Source organism: Paenibacillus sp. sptzw28 (assembly GCF_019550795.1).
GTDB lineage: Bacteria > Bacillota > Bacilli > Paenibacillales > Paenibacillaceae > Paenibacillus_Z.
On the sequence record NZ_CP080545.1, the window covers coordinates 4,280,167 to 4,295,711 of the forward strand.

Genomic DNA, 15,545 nt, shown 5'->3' on the forward strand with positions numbered 1-15,545 from the left:
TCCCATTGATGCCCTTATTAAAATTAACCCCGGCAGCGAAAACTAATGTCATCGCTTTGACCATCAGATGAATGAGGAAAGAGGGCTTAAGCGCTTATGACACAACTTACCCCCAATCAGCTAAATGAACTCCGAGGTCTCCTTGAAAAGGATAAAGCCGAGACTGAAGAGCGGCTCTCGGATAACGAGCATTACGGGCTTGCCTCGTCACAGCGAGACAACACTGGCGAGCTGTCGCTGATCGACAACCACCCCGCGGACGTCGCATCCGAAACCTATGAGCGAGGAAAGGATATTTCGCTGCTTGAACGTGAGGACTTGAGGCTAACCCGGATTATTGCCGCATTAACGGCGATGAATCAAGGCGATTACGGCACCTGCCTTACCTGCGGCGCTCCAATTCCGTTCGAGCGTTTGCAGGCGGTTCCTGATACGCTTTACTGTGTTGACCACTCTCCGCGTCAGGAAGTTTCCGATCGAAGGCCGGTCGAGGAGCAGTTTCTTAAGCCGCCGTTCGGACGGTCCAGTATGGATGAGCATGACGAGTACAACGCCTTTGACGGAGAAGACGCCTGGCAGATCGTAGAACGGTGGGGAAACTCCGACTCCCCTGCCATGTCCGAGAACCGCAATGTCGAATCTTATGAGGAGATTGGCATTGAAACGGGTGAAGAGGATGGCTATGTGGAGTCGCTTGAAAGCTTCCTTGCCACCGACATCACAGGCAAATTCGTCAGTGTCGTACGGAATAAAGAATACTACGATTACATCGAGCACAATGAAGGAGACCGCGGGTTGGAGCCGGATTAACCTCCCGCCCTCCCCCTTTAGCGAACGCTTCCCTCCAGCTGATGCTGCACGATGCGGACTATATCCGCGATATAATCGCCTACAATCGGCAAATTCAATTTCCCCAGCATCTGTAAGATGTAAACGATAGTGGCGGCGAAAAAAGTGAAACCGATTGCGATGCCGACCCCCCTTGCCGTACCGGCGAGTATATTGCGCCATATAAGCGAAAAAGGACGGTTGAGCAATTGGACATAATCGGCTATTTGCACTTGTTCCATGTCTTCTGCCACTTTCTTAAGCCGTCGATCGAGTGCCTCCATCGAGCGGCGGATCGCATCTAAGTCCTTCGTTTCCTCGGACAAATTCATTCCTCCCACGTATGAAGAAACGGCCGTCGCCTTGCATGAACCATCACTTGGATGCCTTAAGCGATTGGATTCTGCAACCCCCTGCGGCAAAGCAGCGGGTTTCTTTCCGAAAAATTAGCGTAGTGAAGCGATGATTCGGACTTCTTATTGTTTCAGCAAAGAACGCCCCTGCACAGGCTGCCGTTTGCGGCTTTACGCCGTTCGCCGGCAGCTTTTGCATGGGCGTTCGTTTATTTGGCTGCGATAAGAGTACTATTCCCTTATCCGCCGATTAGAATTCCAATTTCTTTCTCTCCTAGCGGTACCCGCTCCATCCCGGCGCGTTTGCCGTATTCGACGCCGCTGAGCAGGACATTCTCGAACAGCACTGATTCGAACGCTTGAAGCGCTGCAAGCAGCTCGCTGTCAACGTCTAGCACGAGCTGAACGCGCTTCTCGATCGGAAGATCGAGCTTCTTGCGTGTATCCTGAACGGCGCGGATCACTTCCCGGACATATCCTTCCTGCTCCAGCTCAGGAGTGATGTCGGTGTTGATCGCCACCGTCAGCTGGTAGCCTGAAGCGGAAGCAAACCCGGATTTCGCCTGCTTCTCCACAAGCAGCTCATCCAGTGTAATGGTCATCGTTTCGCCTTCGGAAGACGCATACGCAAGCTCGCCCAGTTGTACGGCGGCGCGCGTTTGCTCCGGAGTGAGTGTCTTCAGATATGCCTGAATCGGGCCTACATGCTTGCCGTATTTCTTTCCGGCCGCCTTAAGGTTCAGCTTGAAGGTGAAATCGACAAAGCCGCTGTCGCCGCTTGCTATCTTGATCGCCTTTACGTTGATTTCGTCTTTGATAATAGCCTCGTAGCCGGACAATTCGAACTCACGGTCAAGTGCCACAATAAGCTCGGAAAGAGGCTGACGTGTCTTGATGCCGGACTCGTTGCGGACATTTCGCGCGAGTTCGACAATTTGCCGGGCCGTTTCCATGTCACGCTCCAGCGAATCATCAATTGCAGCCGTATCGGCCTGCGGATAATCAGCCAGATGAACGCTGCCCCCGCCGCCCAAATTTCCGTACAGATCCTCGGCCATCAACGGCGCGAACGGCGCAATCAGCCGTGCAAGCGTAAGCAGCACGTGACGAAGTGTGCCGTATGCGTCCAGCTTGTCATCCGACAAGCCGCTTCCCCAGAACCGGTCGCGCGAACGGCGGATGTACCAGTTGCTGAGTTCGTCGACAAACACCTCGATCGATTTCGCCGGGTTAAGGAAGTCGTTTGCCGCAAGCCCCCTATCAACCTGCCGGATGAGGCTGTTAAGCCTCGACACGATCCAGCGGTCAAGCTTGCCCCCGGATACCCGGTGCGGCTGCGTCTCTGGATCATAACCGTCGATCGAAGCGTACAGCGCGAAGAAAGCATGCGTATTGACGATCGTATCGATCACCTTCGACTTGGCCTCGCCTACGATTCCCCGCGAGAAACGCTTACTGTTCCACGGCGCGCTATCGGAGAGCAAAGCCCAGCGGAATGCGTCTGTTCCGTATTCGTTAATGATCTCCCAGGGATCGATGACATTCCCTTTGGATTTGGACATTTTCTGTCCGTTCTCATCCAGAATGTGCCCGGTGGAGATGACTGCTTTATACGGCGCTTTGCCGTTGTAAAGCGTCGATACGGCCAACAGGCTGAAGAACCAGCCGCGCGTCTGGTCAACCCCTTCGCAGATGATGTCCGCAGGATATTGAGATGCAAACTTCTCCTCGTTCTCAAAAGGATAATGATGCTGTGCGAACGGCATCGAGCCGCTGTCGAACCACACGTCGATCACCTCGGAAGTACGCGTCATCACGCCGCCTTCGCAGTGTCGACAGTTCAGCTTCACTTCATCGACATATGGCTTGTGAAGCTCAATATCGGGCGAGACCGGTGCGGTCGCGCGGGCGACCAGATCAGCCCTGCTGCCCGGCGAATGCTGTCCGCCGCAGCTATCGCACACCCATACGTTCAGCGGCGTTCCCCAGTAACGGTTGCGGCTGATATTCCAATCCACCAATTCTTCCAGGAACTTGCCGAACCGGCCTTCCCTTATATGCCCCGGATACCAATCGACGCTGTTGTTATTGGCGATAAGCTGTTCCTTCACTGCCGTCGTCTCGATGAACCAGCTCTCCGTCGCGTAGTAGATGAGCGGTGATTTGCAGCGCCAGCAGAACGGGTAGCTATGCTCGTAGCGTTCCTTTGAGAACAGGAGCGAACGTTCGCTGAGCATTTTTACAATATCGATATCGCAATCTTTCACGAATCGCCCTGCCAGGTCGCTGACCGCTTCGACGTAGCGGCCGGCATTATCGACGACATTCAAGAAGCTGACGCCGTTAAGACGGGCCACCTTGTAGTCATCTTCGCCATGTGCCGGCGCGATGTGAACGATACCTGTACCGCTTGTGTCGCTGACGAAATCCCCAGGGATGACAAAGTGCCCGTTATCGACCGGAACATAGGGGAACGGCGGTTCATAACTCAGCCCGACAAGCTCCTGGCCTTTCAGCGTCGATTCGATTTCATAATCGTCCTTCATCACGCTTTCCACAAGACCGGCGGCAACAATGTACAGCTGCCCGTCTTTCTTGACGCGTACATAGTCAAGCTGCGGATTAACCGCAAGCGCAACATTCGCAGGCAGCGTCCACGGCGTGGTCGTCCAGGCAAGCATAAACGCGCCGTCAGCGAGCTTGAACTTTACCGTAGCGCTTAAGTCTTTGACATCCTCGTAGCCCTGAGCCACTTCGTGCGAGCTGAGCGTCGTCTGGCAGCAAGGGCAGTACGGGCTAACGCGGTGGCCGCGATAAAGTAAGCCTTTACCATGAATCGTCGATAAAATTTGCCACACGCTCTCGATATAATTATTGTCAAGCGTTATATAGGGATCATCCATATTGGTCCAGTAGGCGATAGCTTCCGTCAATTCCCGCCACTGGCGTTCGTACTCGAATACGCTGTCCTTGCACTTCTTAACAAATGCTTCGACGCCGTACTTCTCAATCTCCTGTTTGCCGGAAATGCCAAGCTGCTTCTCCACGCCCAGCTCAACGGGCAAACCGTGCGTATCCCAGCCCGCTTTGCGGACGACGCGGTATCCGGACATTGTCTTATACCGGCATATAAAGTCTTTGATGACGCGGCCGAGAACGTGCCCGATATGCGGCGCTCCATTTGCCGTCGGCGGCCCTTCGTAGAAGACGAAATTCGCCTTCCCGGCGCGATTTTCTATCGATTTCTCAAACGTATTTTCCTCTTTCCATTTGGCCAGTACACGCAAATCGCGGCTTCGGGCCCGCTCTTTCACATCGACGCGCTGCATTGCAGCCACCTCCTTATGATTTAAAAAACAAAAAAAGCCCCGTCCCAATAAAGGGACGAGGGCATGCTCGCGTTACCACCCTTGTTCCATACATAATGATGCGGCGGACGCACCTGTAAATACAGGCTGTACCACTGCGCCATCCTGCATGGCACCTTAGTCACGGACAGTCAATATCCGCGTTCCGGGTAACGGTGGACTTCCGGCAGCGCTTAGTCGCCATCGATACGCCTCTCATAGAGATTGCCCGATTACTCCGGCTCTCTAATACTGCCGCATCCATGCCCTTTCGGCACCGCTTCTCGGAGAGGATATTCCGACATTGTCCGCACACCGGCTTTCAGCAAATCGCCGGCTCTCTGTGGTACTGACACATGACGTACTCGTTCTCGTCAACGAAGTTAATCAATGATTAATACATTTATACGCGATTGCGTGTTAATTGTCAAACGAAAGGGCGGTAAATCAAGAGCCGCGCGAAATCTCGCTGGCCAATCTTTCTCCGCCTTCGAGGGAGTCCCAGCCGTCGTGGCTGAGCAAATCAAGCTGCGCTTCCACCAACGACCGGAACCGGGCGCGGTAAATCGAAGCCTGCTTCTTGAGCTCCTCCACCTCCAGCGCAACCTTCCGCGACTTTGAGAGCGCCTCGTTGATAATGCGGTCGGCATTCTTCTCGGCTTCCTTGACGATGAGCTGCGCTTCTTTCTTGGCGTTGGTCTTCACTTCGTCGGCAGCTTCCTGCGCGACTATGATCGTCTTGCTCAGCGTTTCTTCGATGTTGGTGAAGTGATTCAGCTTCTCCTGAAGCGAGAGCGCCTGATTTTGCATTTCTTTATTCTCGCGAATAAGCGCTTCATAATCCTTGATGACCTGATCCAGGAATTCGTTCACTTCATCTTCATCGTATCCGCGAAGACGTCTGCCAAATTCTTTGTTATGTATGTCCAATGGCGTAAGCGGCATTGGCGCACCTCCCAAGAGTATGAAAATTCATAGCCGGTAAGTTAAAGATTATATGTAAGATTCGACAGATCGGGTCAAAATCCTGCAAACCGTCAGACAAATTTGCCGATTTTGACCCGCACTCTCCCTTTCTTGGTAACACCCTCGACAGCGAGCACCTTAAAGCGGCCGAGCCCCTGCATCGAAACGACGTCCCCGTCCTTAAGCAAAGCGGACGGATCTTCCTCCGCCTTCCAATTGACGCGGCATTTTCCCGCTCGTATCGGGTCTACTATTTTCGACCGGCTGATACGGTAAACATCGCTGGCAATGCCGTCCAGACGCAAAGAAGCCACCGATAAGTTCTGCTCCTCCAGTTCCGGAGCCGCTATCTGCAGCCCCGTTAGAGGGATAATGTCCGTCAGGACATGAACCCGGTGGACTTGACGCAAATGAACATTCACATAATCGGCGATTTCATCGACTACGAGACAATGGCAAAACTGTTCATGCACCTGCAGATCGCCAATCCGGTCCCTTTTGATCCCGAGTCCCAGCAATGCTCCCAAATAATCTCCGTGATCGAGCTCCAAATGTCCCTGCGTTCCGCCGCTTATCTCAATGAGCGAAATGCCTTCAGCCTCGTCATCCAGCACTCGGTAATCCGGTGCGACGATTGCCCGCCTCCGCTCGGCCCCGTCATAACCGCCGAACAGTTTAAGCTGTACTTCAGGACGGCGGTTTGCGAGAGCGGTTAAAATATCGGCTTGACGCGGATCAAGAAAGTCAGTCCGTTTTAACTCATGGGCGTAAGCCGCCCGTTCAATCCATTCGGACGCCCGGTCGACGAACGGCCGCTCGTCGGGATGAAAATGAACATAAAGATCCGGCTTCATCATCCGAAAAGCATGTTAAGGATCGCAATGATCCCGAGTGCCACGAACCGCAGCGCAAATAATGCAACGATGGGAGATATATCAAGCATGCCGCCGATTGGCGGGATAATCCGTCTGAAAGGCGTCAAATAAGGTTCTACGAGTTTACCCAGCCATTCGCCGATAAAGCTTTCGCGTGCGCTAGGGAGCCACGAGAGCAGAATATAACCGATAATCATAAAATTGTAAATATTGTAAAGCGTCATAACAAAACTGTCGATCGTCAACTCAAGGTCACCTCATCTTTTTGTAGTCGTTCTCATCAGCCAGAATATCCGTTATCGTACCTTGAATTTCAACCGTATCCGGCGTGCACAGAAAAATATTCGGCCCAAGCTTCGAGATGCTGCCGTTTAAAGCATAAACCGTCCCGCTCAAAAAGTCGACTATCCGTACAGCCAGATCCGTTCTCACGCGCTGCAGGTTAACTACAACAGACCGGCGCGAGCGCAAATGATCGGCGATTTCCTGCGCTTCATCATACGAACGCGGTTCGTTTAGAATAACGCGAACGTTTTTCTGCGAATGGATGCTGACGACATTGCTGCCCTTCGTGGTTTGTTTACGTGCTTCGAACGAAGAAGTTTCAACCTCTTGCTCCTCATTGTGGTCGATTCTTTCGCGTTGAACGATTTCCTCTTCCTCCTGCAGGCCAAGAAAGTTCATAAACTTAGTCATTACGCTCATTGTTCATTCCTCCCAACTAGTATGGTGCCCAATCTCAGCCATGTGGCGCCTTCCTCCACGGCTACTTCAAAATCGCCCGACATGCCCATAGATAACCCGTTCACCGGCTGCCGAAGCACTGCCTTGGCATTAAGCTCGTCCCTGAGCTCGCGCAGCCCGCGGAAAACCGGCCGCGACTGCTCCGCTTCCCCACCCAGCGGTGCCATAGTCATAAGACCGACAGGCTCGATATGCGGTAAGTCGGCAAGTTCCCTTGCGAATTCGGTTAACCGCTCAGGCGCAAGCCCGTGCTTGCTCTCTTCGCCGGAGACGTTCACTTGAATGAAGCACGGGACCACTATGCCAAGCTGCTGGGCCCGCCGTTCGATGGCTTGAGCAAGCGAAGACCTGTCCAGTGAGTGAATGTATGTAAACTTTCCGATGACGTCCTTGACTTTATTCGTTTGAAGCGATCCGATGAAATGCCATTTTACCTCACTCGAAGCGGCCTTGGTATCGCCGCCTTCGGCATGGCTGCCGCTGATTGCGTTCCACTTGGCTTCCGCGTCCTGCCAGCGGTTCTCGCCGAGATGGACGAGCCCGTGCCGAAGAACGTCTGCCGTCTGCTGGAGGCCGACATATTTGGTCACAGCGATCAGCTCTATATCTTCACGTCTTCTGCCGCTCCGCAGGCACGCTTCGCTCAGACGGCGTTCCACCGTTTGTATCCTGTCCGACAAAGTCATGCGTGCGCTCCACCTCTTCCTATGCCGATCCAACTGACCATTCTGCCGGTTGCTCCGCCTTCCGCACGATGCGAGAAGAAGAGTTCCGTAGAACAACCGGTGCACCACTCTGACATTTCGATATTGATCGGCAAAATTCCTGCTTTTATCATAATCTGTCGGTTCAATTCTTTCAAGTTAATCCGCGCTTTGCCGTTTGCCGTCGGTTTAATGACTGATTCTACAGGTACGCCGTCTCCCCGGAGCGTTCGCTCCAGCTGAGCCTGAAGGGGCCGGGCGCGTTCCAGCACAATGCCGTCGACTTCATAGCAGCAGAGGCCGATGGAAGGTCCGATTGCCGCCCTTATATTTCTCATGCTGCAATTGTACTGCTCCTTCATGGCCTCGGCCGTAAGCCGTGCAATCTCCATAACCGTGCCTTTCCATCCGGCATGAGCCAGCGCAACAACACCGCACACGGGATCGAAAAAATACAGCGGAACGCAGTCGGCATAAAAAGACGTGAGCAGTACGTCTTTCTCGTTCGTCATGAGTGCATCAGCCTCCGCTATAGCCGATTCACGGGATTCCCTGCCTTTGCCGCGATCCGCGGCGGTTACACGGTATACACGGGTGCCATGCACCTGCTCGGCGCAAGTCCAGGCGTCGAAGGGCCAAGCCAGAGCTTCAGCCAGCAACTTGCGGTTGGCTACAACGTTTCCTGCATCGTCCCCGACATGCAGCCCGCAGTTAAGCGAGGTCCAGGGTTCGGCGCTTGTCCCGCCCAGCCGGCTTGTAAAGCCTGCGCTTAAACCGCCGTAGCCCTCCATCCACCGGGGCAATAAAAAAAGCGAAGGTCCCTTCGCTGTCTCCATACGTTCAAAAGGTTCCATCCGATATTCACCTCGCAACCAGTTTACCACAGGAACGTTCAACCGCGCGAGCGGAGTTCCCCGCCCGCGCGGCTTGCGTCTTTTCCCGGGAACCCGTTACCGCGCCTGCACGTCTTCCTCTTCGTTGCGGAGCAGCTTTGTGTCATCGATTCGCACCAGAACGACATCCGTTCCGATTTTCACGATATTGCGCCATGGAATCACGACATCCGTCCCCCCGCCGAACAAACCGAAAAACTTCGTGTAGTTGGGTACCACAATCGAGTCGATCCGCCCTTGACGCAAGTCAAGCTCGAGATCACTTACCTGGCCGAGCTTGCGGCCGTCCACGATATTAATGACATCCTTCGTTTGGAAATCCGAAATTTTCACTTCACCGCTCACCACGTTTCCGCAAGGGTTTTCGTCCACTCGCCTTTAATACTACTATATGTTCGCAATGGGCAAAATGTCCTCCCTGCTGCGAAAAAGTGGCCGGGGCGGGTAATGCCGCCACACCGGCCGATATAAGCGATTCAGACTTAGTTACGTCTTGCCGCGTCTTCTGCTCTGCATCTCTATACTACGAAAAGAAAAACGGCGCATCGCGCGCCGTTTCACGTTTTCACATGCTTTTGCATTTGTTGGATGGCCGATTTCTCCAGCCTTGAAACCTGTGCTTGCGAGATGCCGATTTCATCGGCGACCTCCATCTGTGTTTTTCCTTCAAAAAAACGCATCGAGAGGATCATCTTTTCCCGGTCGTTTAATTTATGCATCGCTTCTCGCAGCGCAATCTCTTCGATCCACGATACATCTTTGTTTTTGTCGTCGCTAATCTGGTCCATCACATAGATGGGGTCTCCCCCGTCGTGATAAATCGGTTCGAACAATGATACCGGGTCCTGAATGGCATCGAGCGCAAACACGACGTCCTCTCTCGGTACGTTTAACGCCTCGGAAATTTCAAAAATAGTCGGCTCCCTCGAATTTTGATTGGTCAAGCTGTCGCGTACCTGGAGCGCCTTATAGGCGATATCGCGCAAGCTGCGCGAAACGCGAATCGGATTATTGTCCCGCAGATAGCGGCGGATCTCACCGATAATCATCGGTACGGCATACGTGGAAAACTTCACGTTTTGACTGAGGTCGAAATTGTCGATTGCCTTCATAAGGCCGATACAGCCGACCTGGAACAGATCGTCGACGAACTCCCCGCGGTTGTTAAACCGCTGAATGACACTGAGCACCAGCCTCAGGTTGCCATTGACCAATTTCTCTCTTGCTGACCATTCATTCTGCGTTTGTAATGCCGTGAAGAGCTCGCGCATCTCGACATTGGTCAGAACAGGCAGTTTCGCGGTATCCACTCCACAAATCTCGACTTTGTTTCGGGTCAACGTGATTACCTCCCAAGGAGAAACATTAATGTACAGTATCTCCTCGGACCCCCAATTTATTCCCTCTGAAAAAACGGCTGTTCCGCCGGTTTAGAGGCGAAAAAGCCGCTCTTTTAAAGGATATTATCGACACTCGCCAAATTATACATCGAATAAAAATTTCTTTCTTTCGTCAAGTAAGTAAGTATTATCCATTTCACCTATACCATTTTATTAAACTCCTTGCGGAGGCGTTTTATAATGCGCTTCTCCAGCCTGGAGATGTATGATTGCGAGATGCCGAGCAAATCGGCCACATCCTTCTGCGTCTTCTCCTCGCCGTCGGCCAGACCGAACCTCAGCTCCATGATGATTCGCTCCCGTTCCGTCAGCTTATCGAGCGCTTTGTGCAGCAGTTTACGGTCGACCTGTTCCTCGATATTCCGGTAAATCGTGTCATTCTCGGTACCGAGCACATCCGAGAGCAGCAGCTCATTGCCGTCCCAGTCGATGTTAAGCGGCTCATCGAACGACACCTCGGTCCTTGTCTTACTGTTGCGCCGCAAATACATCAGTATTTCATTCTCGATACAGCGGGATGCATAGGTTGCAAGCTTTATTTTCTTCTCCGGATCGAATGTATTTACCGCTTTAATGAGTCCAATGGCTCCGATTGAAACTAAATCCTCGATATGGATACCCGTATTCTCAAACTTCCTTGCAATATAAACGACAAGCCTCAGATTGCGCTCGATTAGCATGGCGCGTATTGCGGAGTCGCCCGAAGGCAGCTTCTCGAGCAAATATTCCTCTTCTTCACGCGTGAGTGGAGGGGGCAGCGCCTCACTTCCGCCGATATAATAAATTTCCTCGCTTTTTAATCCGAATAAAAACAAAAGACGATAATAATATAACTGCAGGGTCAGTTTCCATTTGACGAGCATGCTGTTCCATCCTTCCTCGAAGAACTTTGAATTGGATCGATCGTATCGCTTCTATTTTGCAGCAACGACGGATGGATAATTGCCTGATAGGCCCCATCTGCGACTAATTTGCCGGCATCCAAGCCGATCAGCACTTTTCGTGTTTCGAATGTTTCGCCTTCCCTCTTCACATAGACGACATCCGGCTTCATAGCAAGCATAAACTGAGCCCCGCGGTTAATCCCGCGATAGGGCACAAGCCGCAGCCGGTCCTGCCACACAAACTCTTCATCGTTCATATTAAGCAGCAGTTTGTCGACCTCCGCATCCCTGATCCGGTTGATCCATGAAGGCGGCAGCACATCCTCCCAAATGGAAGCCTCCATTACCATCACCGGTGTACGGGTCAGCGGTTCATACAGTTGGTTGCCGGTGTCGATAAGTCCAATACACGATCTCTGGCTGTCTCCTATTGTGACTCTAACCTCCGCAAGATGACTGCGAACAAGATCTCCTTCCTTACGCTGAGTCACGATTGAGCGGAAAATATAAAAACCGACGCATACGACGCTAAATACAAACACAATCCCCAATTTGAGCTGAAAATGGCCGTTTACAAATGAGTTCCAAACCGGTGCCGAGCCGCTCATCAATAAATAGTGAAGCCCGAACACAGCGCCCGCTGCAGCAAAGTTCACTCCATAGAAAGCCCCGATATGCCGCAGAAAATGCTGCACGCTTCCAAATCCGAATGCCATAAGCAGCATCACGATCGATAAAGCGAATTTAATAATGATTGTAAACATAAACGATAATGGGGGGAAAAGGATCATAACGGCGTATAGTGAACCAATTAACGCCGCCAGCAGCACCCGCCACCATTTTGCGCGAAAGCCCCGCACCCAGGCTGTCATGAGCAATGTTGAACCGTCAATTAGCAGGTTAATCATGAAATAGACATCGATATAGACAACATCCAGCGCGTTCACCTTCCTGCCGCACTTCCCGGTTGCAGCCTATTCCCTCATGCCTTGCTGAGTTCCTCGGCTTGTGTGTCTAGTATATTTAAATCCTATTACAATGTCTGTCTAAACATGCCGTCAGCAGCGATCTTTTTTTGTCGATGTCTCGGGGGTGACAAGCGGTATTATCTCGGAAAAACGCAAAAAAACCGCTTCCCTCGAAGAGGGATAGCGGTCGGGTTCAGCCCGGATTTAACGGTCGTTATTACGTCGGTTACGAAGGAATGCCGGAATATCAAGCTGATCGCTCGATACCGTATTGCCAAATGGCTTCGGACCAGGCGCAGCTGCCTGACGTGCCTCTCCCGCCGCTTCGGCAGGCTGGCCGGCCGGCGTACGGCGTACCGCCTGGCTGCTGCGGTGCTCAAAACCGGTCGCAATAACCGTTACTTTGATTTCTTCCTTAAGGTTCTCGTCGATGCTGGCTCCGAAGATCATATTCACTTCCGGATCGGAGGCGGAAATAACGATTTCCGCCGCTTCATTCACTTCATACAGCGACAGGTTGGACCCACCGGTTATGTTCATAATGATTCCGCGCGCACCGTCGATCGAAGTCTCCAGAAGAGGACTTTGGATTGCTTTGCGGGCAGCTTCTGCCGCACGATTCTCCCCGGTTGCCGCGCCGATTCCCATAAGCGCCGAACCGCGCTCGGTCATAATGGTCTTAACGTCGGCGAAGTCGAGGTTGATAAGCCCAGGGACCGCGATAAGATCCGAAATGCCCTGAACAGCCTGCTTCAATACGTTATCCGCTTCGCGGAAGGCTTCGAGCATCGGCGTTTTTTTGTCGACGATCTCAAGCAGCCGGTCATTCGGGATGACGATTAATGTATCGACTTTTTCTTTGAGCGCTTCAATGCCAAGCTCGGCTTGTCCTGACCGTTTGCGTCCTTCGAAGGTGAACGGGCGGGTAACGACGCCCACAGTCAAGGCTCCGCACTCGCGGGCGATCTCGGCTATAACCGGAGCCGCGCCCGTGCCCGTACCGCCTCCCATACCGGCAGTAACGAAAACCATGTCTGCTCCTTTGAGCGTGTTCATGACCGATTCGCGGGACTCTTCAGCGGCTTTCTTCCCAACCTCGGGGTTCGCCCCGGCTCCAAGGCCGCGGGTGAGCTTGTCGCCAATTTGCAGCTTTTGCTCGGATCTCGCCATGTGAAGCGCTTGAGCGTCCGTATTCACCGTAATAAATTCCACGCCTCTGACACCATTTTCGATCATCCGGTTAACGGCATTACTGCCGCCCCCGCCAACGCCGATGACCTTTATTTGGGCCAGCTGCTCCATTTCAAAATCGAATTCCAACATTCTGTTATATCCCCCGATCAAATGAATTCGCTAAACATGTTTTTCAATCTTTCGAACAGTCCTGGTTTATCGGATGAAGGCGCTCCGGCTTTGCGGCTTGCGCTCTTCTTGGGAGCAGGAATTAACCGATTCCTCATGTGCTTGGAAACGTATTGTATCATTCCAACGCCGCTTGTGAAAGACGGGTCTTTAACGCCGATATAATCAGGCACTGCAATGCGTACAGACGATTCCAGCTCGCTTTGCGCCAGCGAGAGCGTTCCCGGCAGCATTGCAGCGCCGCCTGTCAGCACATAGCCGTTAATTTTGTCGCTATATCCAAGTCGACGTACTTCTTGGCGAATAAGGTGGAAAATTTCCTGCATCCGGGGTTCGATGATGTTGGCTAGATCGACTTGTGAAAATTCCTTCTCAACGTTGCTGCCCATGCGCATCACTTTGAATTTCTGATCCTCGGCTGCATCGCCGATAAGTGCGCAGCCGAACTTCTGCTTGATCTTCTCGGCTTGTTCGGTTTGGGTCCGCAACCCGTATGATATATCGCTCGTTACATACTCCCCGCCAATGGGAAGCGTTGAAGTCGCGGAAATGCTGCCTTGTTCGAAGACCGCTATCGTGCAGGACCCAGCACCGATATCGGCCAGTACGGTCCCCATCATTTTCTCATCCTTGGTCAGCGCCATTTGACCTGACGCCAGAGACATTAAAATAACGCCTGCGATCCGCAGATTGGCTTTCTCGACGCACCGGACCAGATTATGTATCGCCGTTTTCGCTCCGGTGACGACCGTTGCTTCCACTTCAAGCCGGACGCCTATCATGCCGCGCGGGTCCGAGATACCTTCAAGCCCGTCTACCAGATACTGTTTCGAAACCAGATTAATGATTTCCCTCTCCGGCGGAAGCGCGACAACTTTAGCAGCCTGCAGTACCCGCTCGATATCTTCCTCGCCGATTTCCCTGTCTTCATTGGATACGGCCACAACGCCATGATTCGTTTGAAGTCCGATATGGTTTCCCTGAATACCGACGTATACGTCACTTATTTGAATTCCGACCATCCGTTCGGCATGATCCACCGCATTGCGGATGGATTGGACCGTCTGGTCGATATCAACGATGGCCCCTTTACGAATTCCTTCCGAGTCGGCAGATCCAACTCCAATAATATTAATGGCTCCGTTATTTACTTCGCCAATAATAGCACGAACCTTGGATGTACCGATGTCCAAACTGACGATGATGTCGTTGCTGCTCAAGCCCGTGGCACCTCCGTTTCAACATTAATAGATTCCGTTATATACCCGGTCTCTGCGTGCATTTCTACTTATTCAACGCAGCAGCTATTTTCCCTCTTTTTTCTACAATTTTTTCGATGTTGATAATATTTCCAAGCGCCCCGGCTGCCGCGCCGGGTCTGCATTCTTTAGAAAAAAATGAAAAAAGAGATTGTAAAGTTACATAATTAAAATTCTATCACTCTTTGAAGCTATTGAGTAGTCTCTTTTTTGCCGTTATCTTTATTTTCCCCCGCATCCGGAGCGAACGGAACATAGGTATCGGCAAGAAGCATCGTTATGAGCCCCGGCTCCTGTGTTTCGATCACCGCGTTTAATGCGGAAATCTTCTGCGGAAGCAGTGAAGCGGCCGTAATTACTTCAAACCTGGTCCGGGTATAAATTTTTATGCGGTCCGGGTATGCCATCGACGGCGCAGGAATAATCTCGGAGAAATCGGATAGCGACTGTGGGGGGATACTTGCAAGTTCTTTGCAAAGCTGCGCTTTGACCGGATCGTCCGCTTTCCAGCCGGACAGTATCGGCTTGTCCACTATCGTATCGGCTCCGGTCGGGACGCTCGATCCATTCGACAAAATCGCGGTTAAGGCGCCTTGATCCGACAATTCAAAGGCGACCGTTTGATATTCCTCAACGACGATTCGCACCTTCCCCGGGAACGATTTAATAACATCAACCTTCTCGATCGGCTTAAGCGTTTTGACCCTCGCCTGGATCGTGCTTGCCGTCGTCCCGAAGAAGGCGTCTCCGACTGCTATTCCAGCCGCCTTCCGTATGTCCGTCGCTAGTGTATATTTCTGTCCTTCTACCGACACTGAAGAAATTTTGCTGATGGAAGAATTAAAAAAGAGAACACATAAAATAACGATAAATAGCAATAACAGAACAGCCAGCAGTTTTTTGCCGCCTCGGCGTTTGCGGACAGGTTCCCGCAGCACGGGTATCTTCTCTTGCATAACTTG

General features: G+C 52.2%; 16 protein-coding genes and 1 other annotated feature. Of the genes, 1 reads left to right on the plus strand and 15 read right to left on the minus strand.

Translation table 11 applies throughout. From position 1 onward, the window contains the following. Positions 1–96 precede the first annotated feature (96 nt). A complete protein-coding gene (locus KZ483_RS19695; RefSeq protein ID WP_220349275.1) occupies positions 97–810 on the plus strand; it encodes a TraR/DksA C4-type zinc finger protein in 714 nt (237 codons plus the stop codon). Positions 811–827: 17 nt separating this feature from the next. On the opposite strand, the gene KZ483_RS19700 is transcribed toward KZ483_RS19695, so the two are convergent. The 15 genes from KZ483_RS19700 to KZ483_RS19770 all read right to left on the minus strand — a co-directional run bounded on the left by KZ483_RS19700 (position 828) and on the right by KZ483_RS19770 (position 15,539). Then, positions 828–1,112 carry a DUF5665 domain-containing protein gene (locus KZ483_RS19700; protein WP_258881756.1) on the minus strand — a complete coding sequence of 95 codons (285 nt, stop codon included), beginning with the start codon at positions 1,110–1,112 and terminating at the stop codon, positions 828–830. 308 nt (positions 1,113–1,420) lie between these two features. Next, positions 1,421–4,510, minus strand: a complete 3,090-nt coding sequence (gene ileS / locus KZ483_RS19705; RefSeq protein WP_220349276.1) for an isoleucine--tRNA ligase — start codon at positions 4,508–4,510, stop codon at positions 1,421–1,423. 48 nt (positions 4,511–4,558) lie between these two features. Continuing rightward, positions 4,559–4,915: a binding site (T-box leader), on the minus strand. Between the two features lie 60 nt (positions 4,916–4,975). Next, positions 4,976–5,473, minus strand: coding sequence for a DivIVA domain-containing protein (locus KZ483_RS19710; protein ID WP_220349277.1), 498 nt, complete (start codon positions 5,471–5,473; stop codon positions 4,976–4,978). 92 nt (positions 5,474–5,565) lie between these two features. Continuing rightward, a complete protein-coding gene (locus KZ483_RS19715) occupies positions 5,566–6,348 on the minus strand; it encodes a YlmH family RNA-binding protein (protein WP_220353552.1) in 783 nt (260 codons plus the stop codon). Further along, positions 6,348–6,593 (minus strand): YggT family protein, encoded by a 246-nt coding sequence (locus KZ483_RS19720; protein WP_220353553.1) that lies wholly within the window; start codon positions 6,591–6,593, stop codon positions 6,348–6,350. Before KZ483_RS19720 ends, KZ483_RS19715 begins: the two co-directional genes overlap by 1 nt. 28 nt (positions 6,594–6,621) lie before the next feature. Then, a complete protein-coding gene (locus KZ483_RS19725) occupies positions 6,622–7,074 on the minus strand; it encodes a cell division protein SepF (protein WP_220349278.1) in 453 nt (150 codons plus the stop codon). After that, positions 7,071–7,799: a YggS family pyridoxal phosphate-dependent enzyme gene (locus KZ483_RS19730; protein ID WP_220349279.1), complete on the minus strand. Its 729-nt coding sequence runs from the start codon at positions 7,797–7,799 to the stop codon at positions 7,071–7,073. The genes KZ483_RS19725 and KZ483_RS19730 overlap by 4 nt, the downstream gene beginning before the upstream one ends. Beyond that, the gene (pgeF, locus tag KZ483_RS19735; protein WP_220349280.1) at positions 7,796–8,671 is read right to left on the minus strand and encodes a peptidoglycan editing factor PgeF; all 876 of its coding nucleotides are present in this window, start codon (positions 8,669–8,671) and stop codon (positions 7,796–7,798) included. The genes KZ483_RS19730 and pgeF overlap by 4 nt, the downstream gene beginning before the upstream one ends. Before the next feature lie 96 nt (positions 8,672–8,767). After that, entirely contained in the window at positions 8,768–9,043 is a 276-nt protein-coding gene (locus KZ483_RS19740) for a YlmC/YmxH family sporulation protein (protein WP_220353554.1), read from the minus strand. Positions 9,044–9,267: 224 nt separating this feature from the next. Next, positions 9,268–10,050 (minus strand): RNA polymerase sporulation sigma factor SigG, encoded by a 783-nt coding sequence (gene sigG / locus KZ483_RS19745; RefSeq protein WP_220349281.1) that lies wholly within the window; start codon positions 10,048–10,050, stop codon positions 9,268–9,270. A gap of 200 nt (positions 10,051–10,250) precedes the next feature. Next, positions 10,251–10,973 (minus strand): RNA polymerase sporulation sigma factor SigE, encoded by a 723-nt coding sequence (gene sigE, locus KZ483_RS19750; RefSeq protein WP_220349282.1) that lies wholly within the window; start codon positions 10,971–10,973, stop codon positions 10,251–10,253. Next, positions 10,952–11,941, minus strand: a complete 990-nt coding sequence (gene spoIIGA, locus KZ483_RS19755) for a sigma-E processing peptidase SpoIIGA (protein WP_220349283.1) — start codon at positions 11,939–11,941, stop codon at positions 10,952–10,954. The genes sigE and spoIIGA overlap by 22 nt, the downstream gene beginning before the upstream one ends. Before the next feature lie 225 nt (positions 11,942–12,166). Continuing rightward, positions 12,167–13,285 carry a cell division protein FtsZ gene (ftsZ, locus tag KZ483_RS19760; protein WP_220349284.1) on the minus strand — a complete coding sequence of 373 codons (1,119 nt, stop codon included), beginning with the start codon at positions 13,283–13,285 and terminating at the stop codon, positions 12,167–12,169. 17 nt (positions 13,286–13,302) lie between these two features. After that, complete coding sequence (ftsA, locus tag KZ483_RS19765; RefSeq protein ID WP_220349285.1) at positions 13,303–14,544, minus strand: cell division protein FtsA; 1,242 nt, start codon at positions 14,542–14,544, stop codon at positions 13,303–13,305. A gap of 230 nt (positions 14,545–14,774) precedes the next feature. Next, entirely contained in the window at positions 14,775–15,539 is a 765-nt protein-coding gene (locus KZ483_RS19770; protein ID WP_220349286.1) for a cell division protein FtsQ/DivIB, read from the minus strand. Positions 15,540–15,545: the final 6 nt, after the last annotated feature.

Bases quoted from the DNA above. Each gene is read 5' to 3' on its own strand.
- KZ483_RS19720 (WP_220353553.1), bottom strand. From the start codon at position 6,593: ATGACGCTTTACAATATTTACAATTTTATGATTATCGGTTATATTCTG.
- KZ483_RS19700 (WP_258881756.1), bottom strand. From the start codon at position 1,112: ATGGAGGCACTCGATCGACGGCTTAAGAAAGTGGCAGAAGACATGGAA.
- KZ483_RS19770 (WP_220349286.1), bottom strand. From the start codon at position 15,539: ATGCAAGAGAAGATACCCGTGCTGCGGGAACCTGTCCGCAAACGCCGA.
- pgeF (WP_220349280.1), bottom strand. From the start codon at position 8,671: ATGGAACCTTTTGAACGTATGGAGACAGCGAAGGGACCTTCGCTTTTT.
- ileS (WP_220349276.1), bottom strand. From the start codon at position 4,510: ATGCAGCGCGTCGATGTGAAAGAGCGGGCCCGAAGCCGCGATTTGCGT.
- KZ483_RS19695 (WP_220349275.1), top strand. From the start codon at position 97: ATGACACAACTTACCCCCAATCAGCTAAATGAACTCCGAGGTCTCCTT.
- sigE (WP_220349282.1), bottom strand. From the start codon at position 10,973: ATGCTCGTCAAATGGAAACTGACCCTGCAGTTATATTATTATCGTCTT.
- ftsZ (WP_220349284.1), bottom strand. From the start codon at position 13,285: ATGTTGGAATTCGATTTTGAAATGGAGCAGCTGGCCCAAATAAAGGTC.
- KZ483_RS19710 (WP_220349277.1), bottom strand. From the start codon at position 5,473: ATGCCGCTTACGCCATTGGACATACATAACAAAGAATTTGGCAGACGT.
- KZ483_RS19715 (WP_220353552.1), bottom strand. From the start codon at position 6,348: ATGAAGCCGGATCTTTATGTTCATTTTCATCCCGACGAGCGGCCGTTC.
- KZ483_RS19725 (WP_220349278.1), bottom strand. From the start codon at position 7,074: ATGAGCGTAATGACTAAGTTTATGAACTTTCTTGGCCTGCAGGAGGAA.
- KZ483_RS19730 (WP_220349279.1), bottom strand. From the start codon at position 7,799: ATGACTTTGTCGGACAGGATACAAACGGTGGAACGCCGTCTGAGCGAA.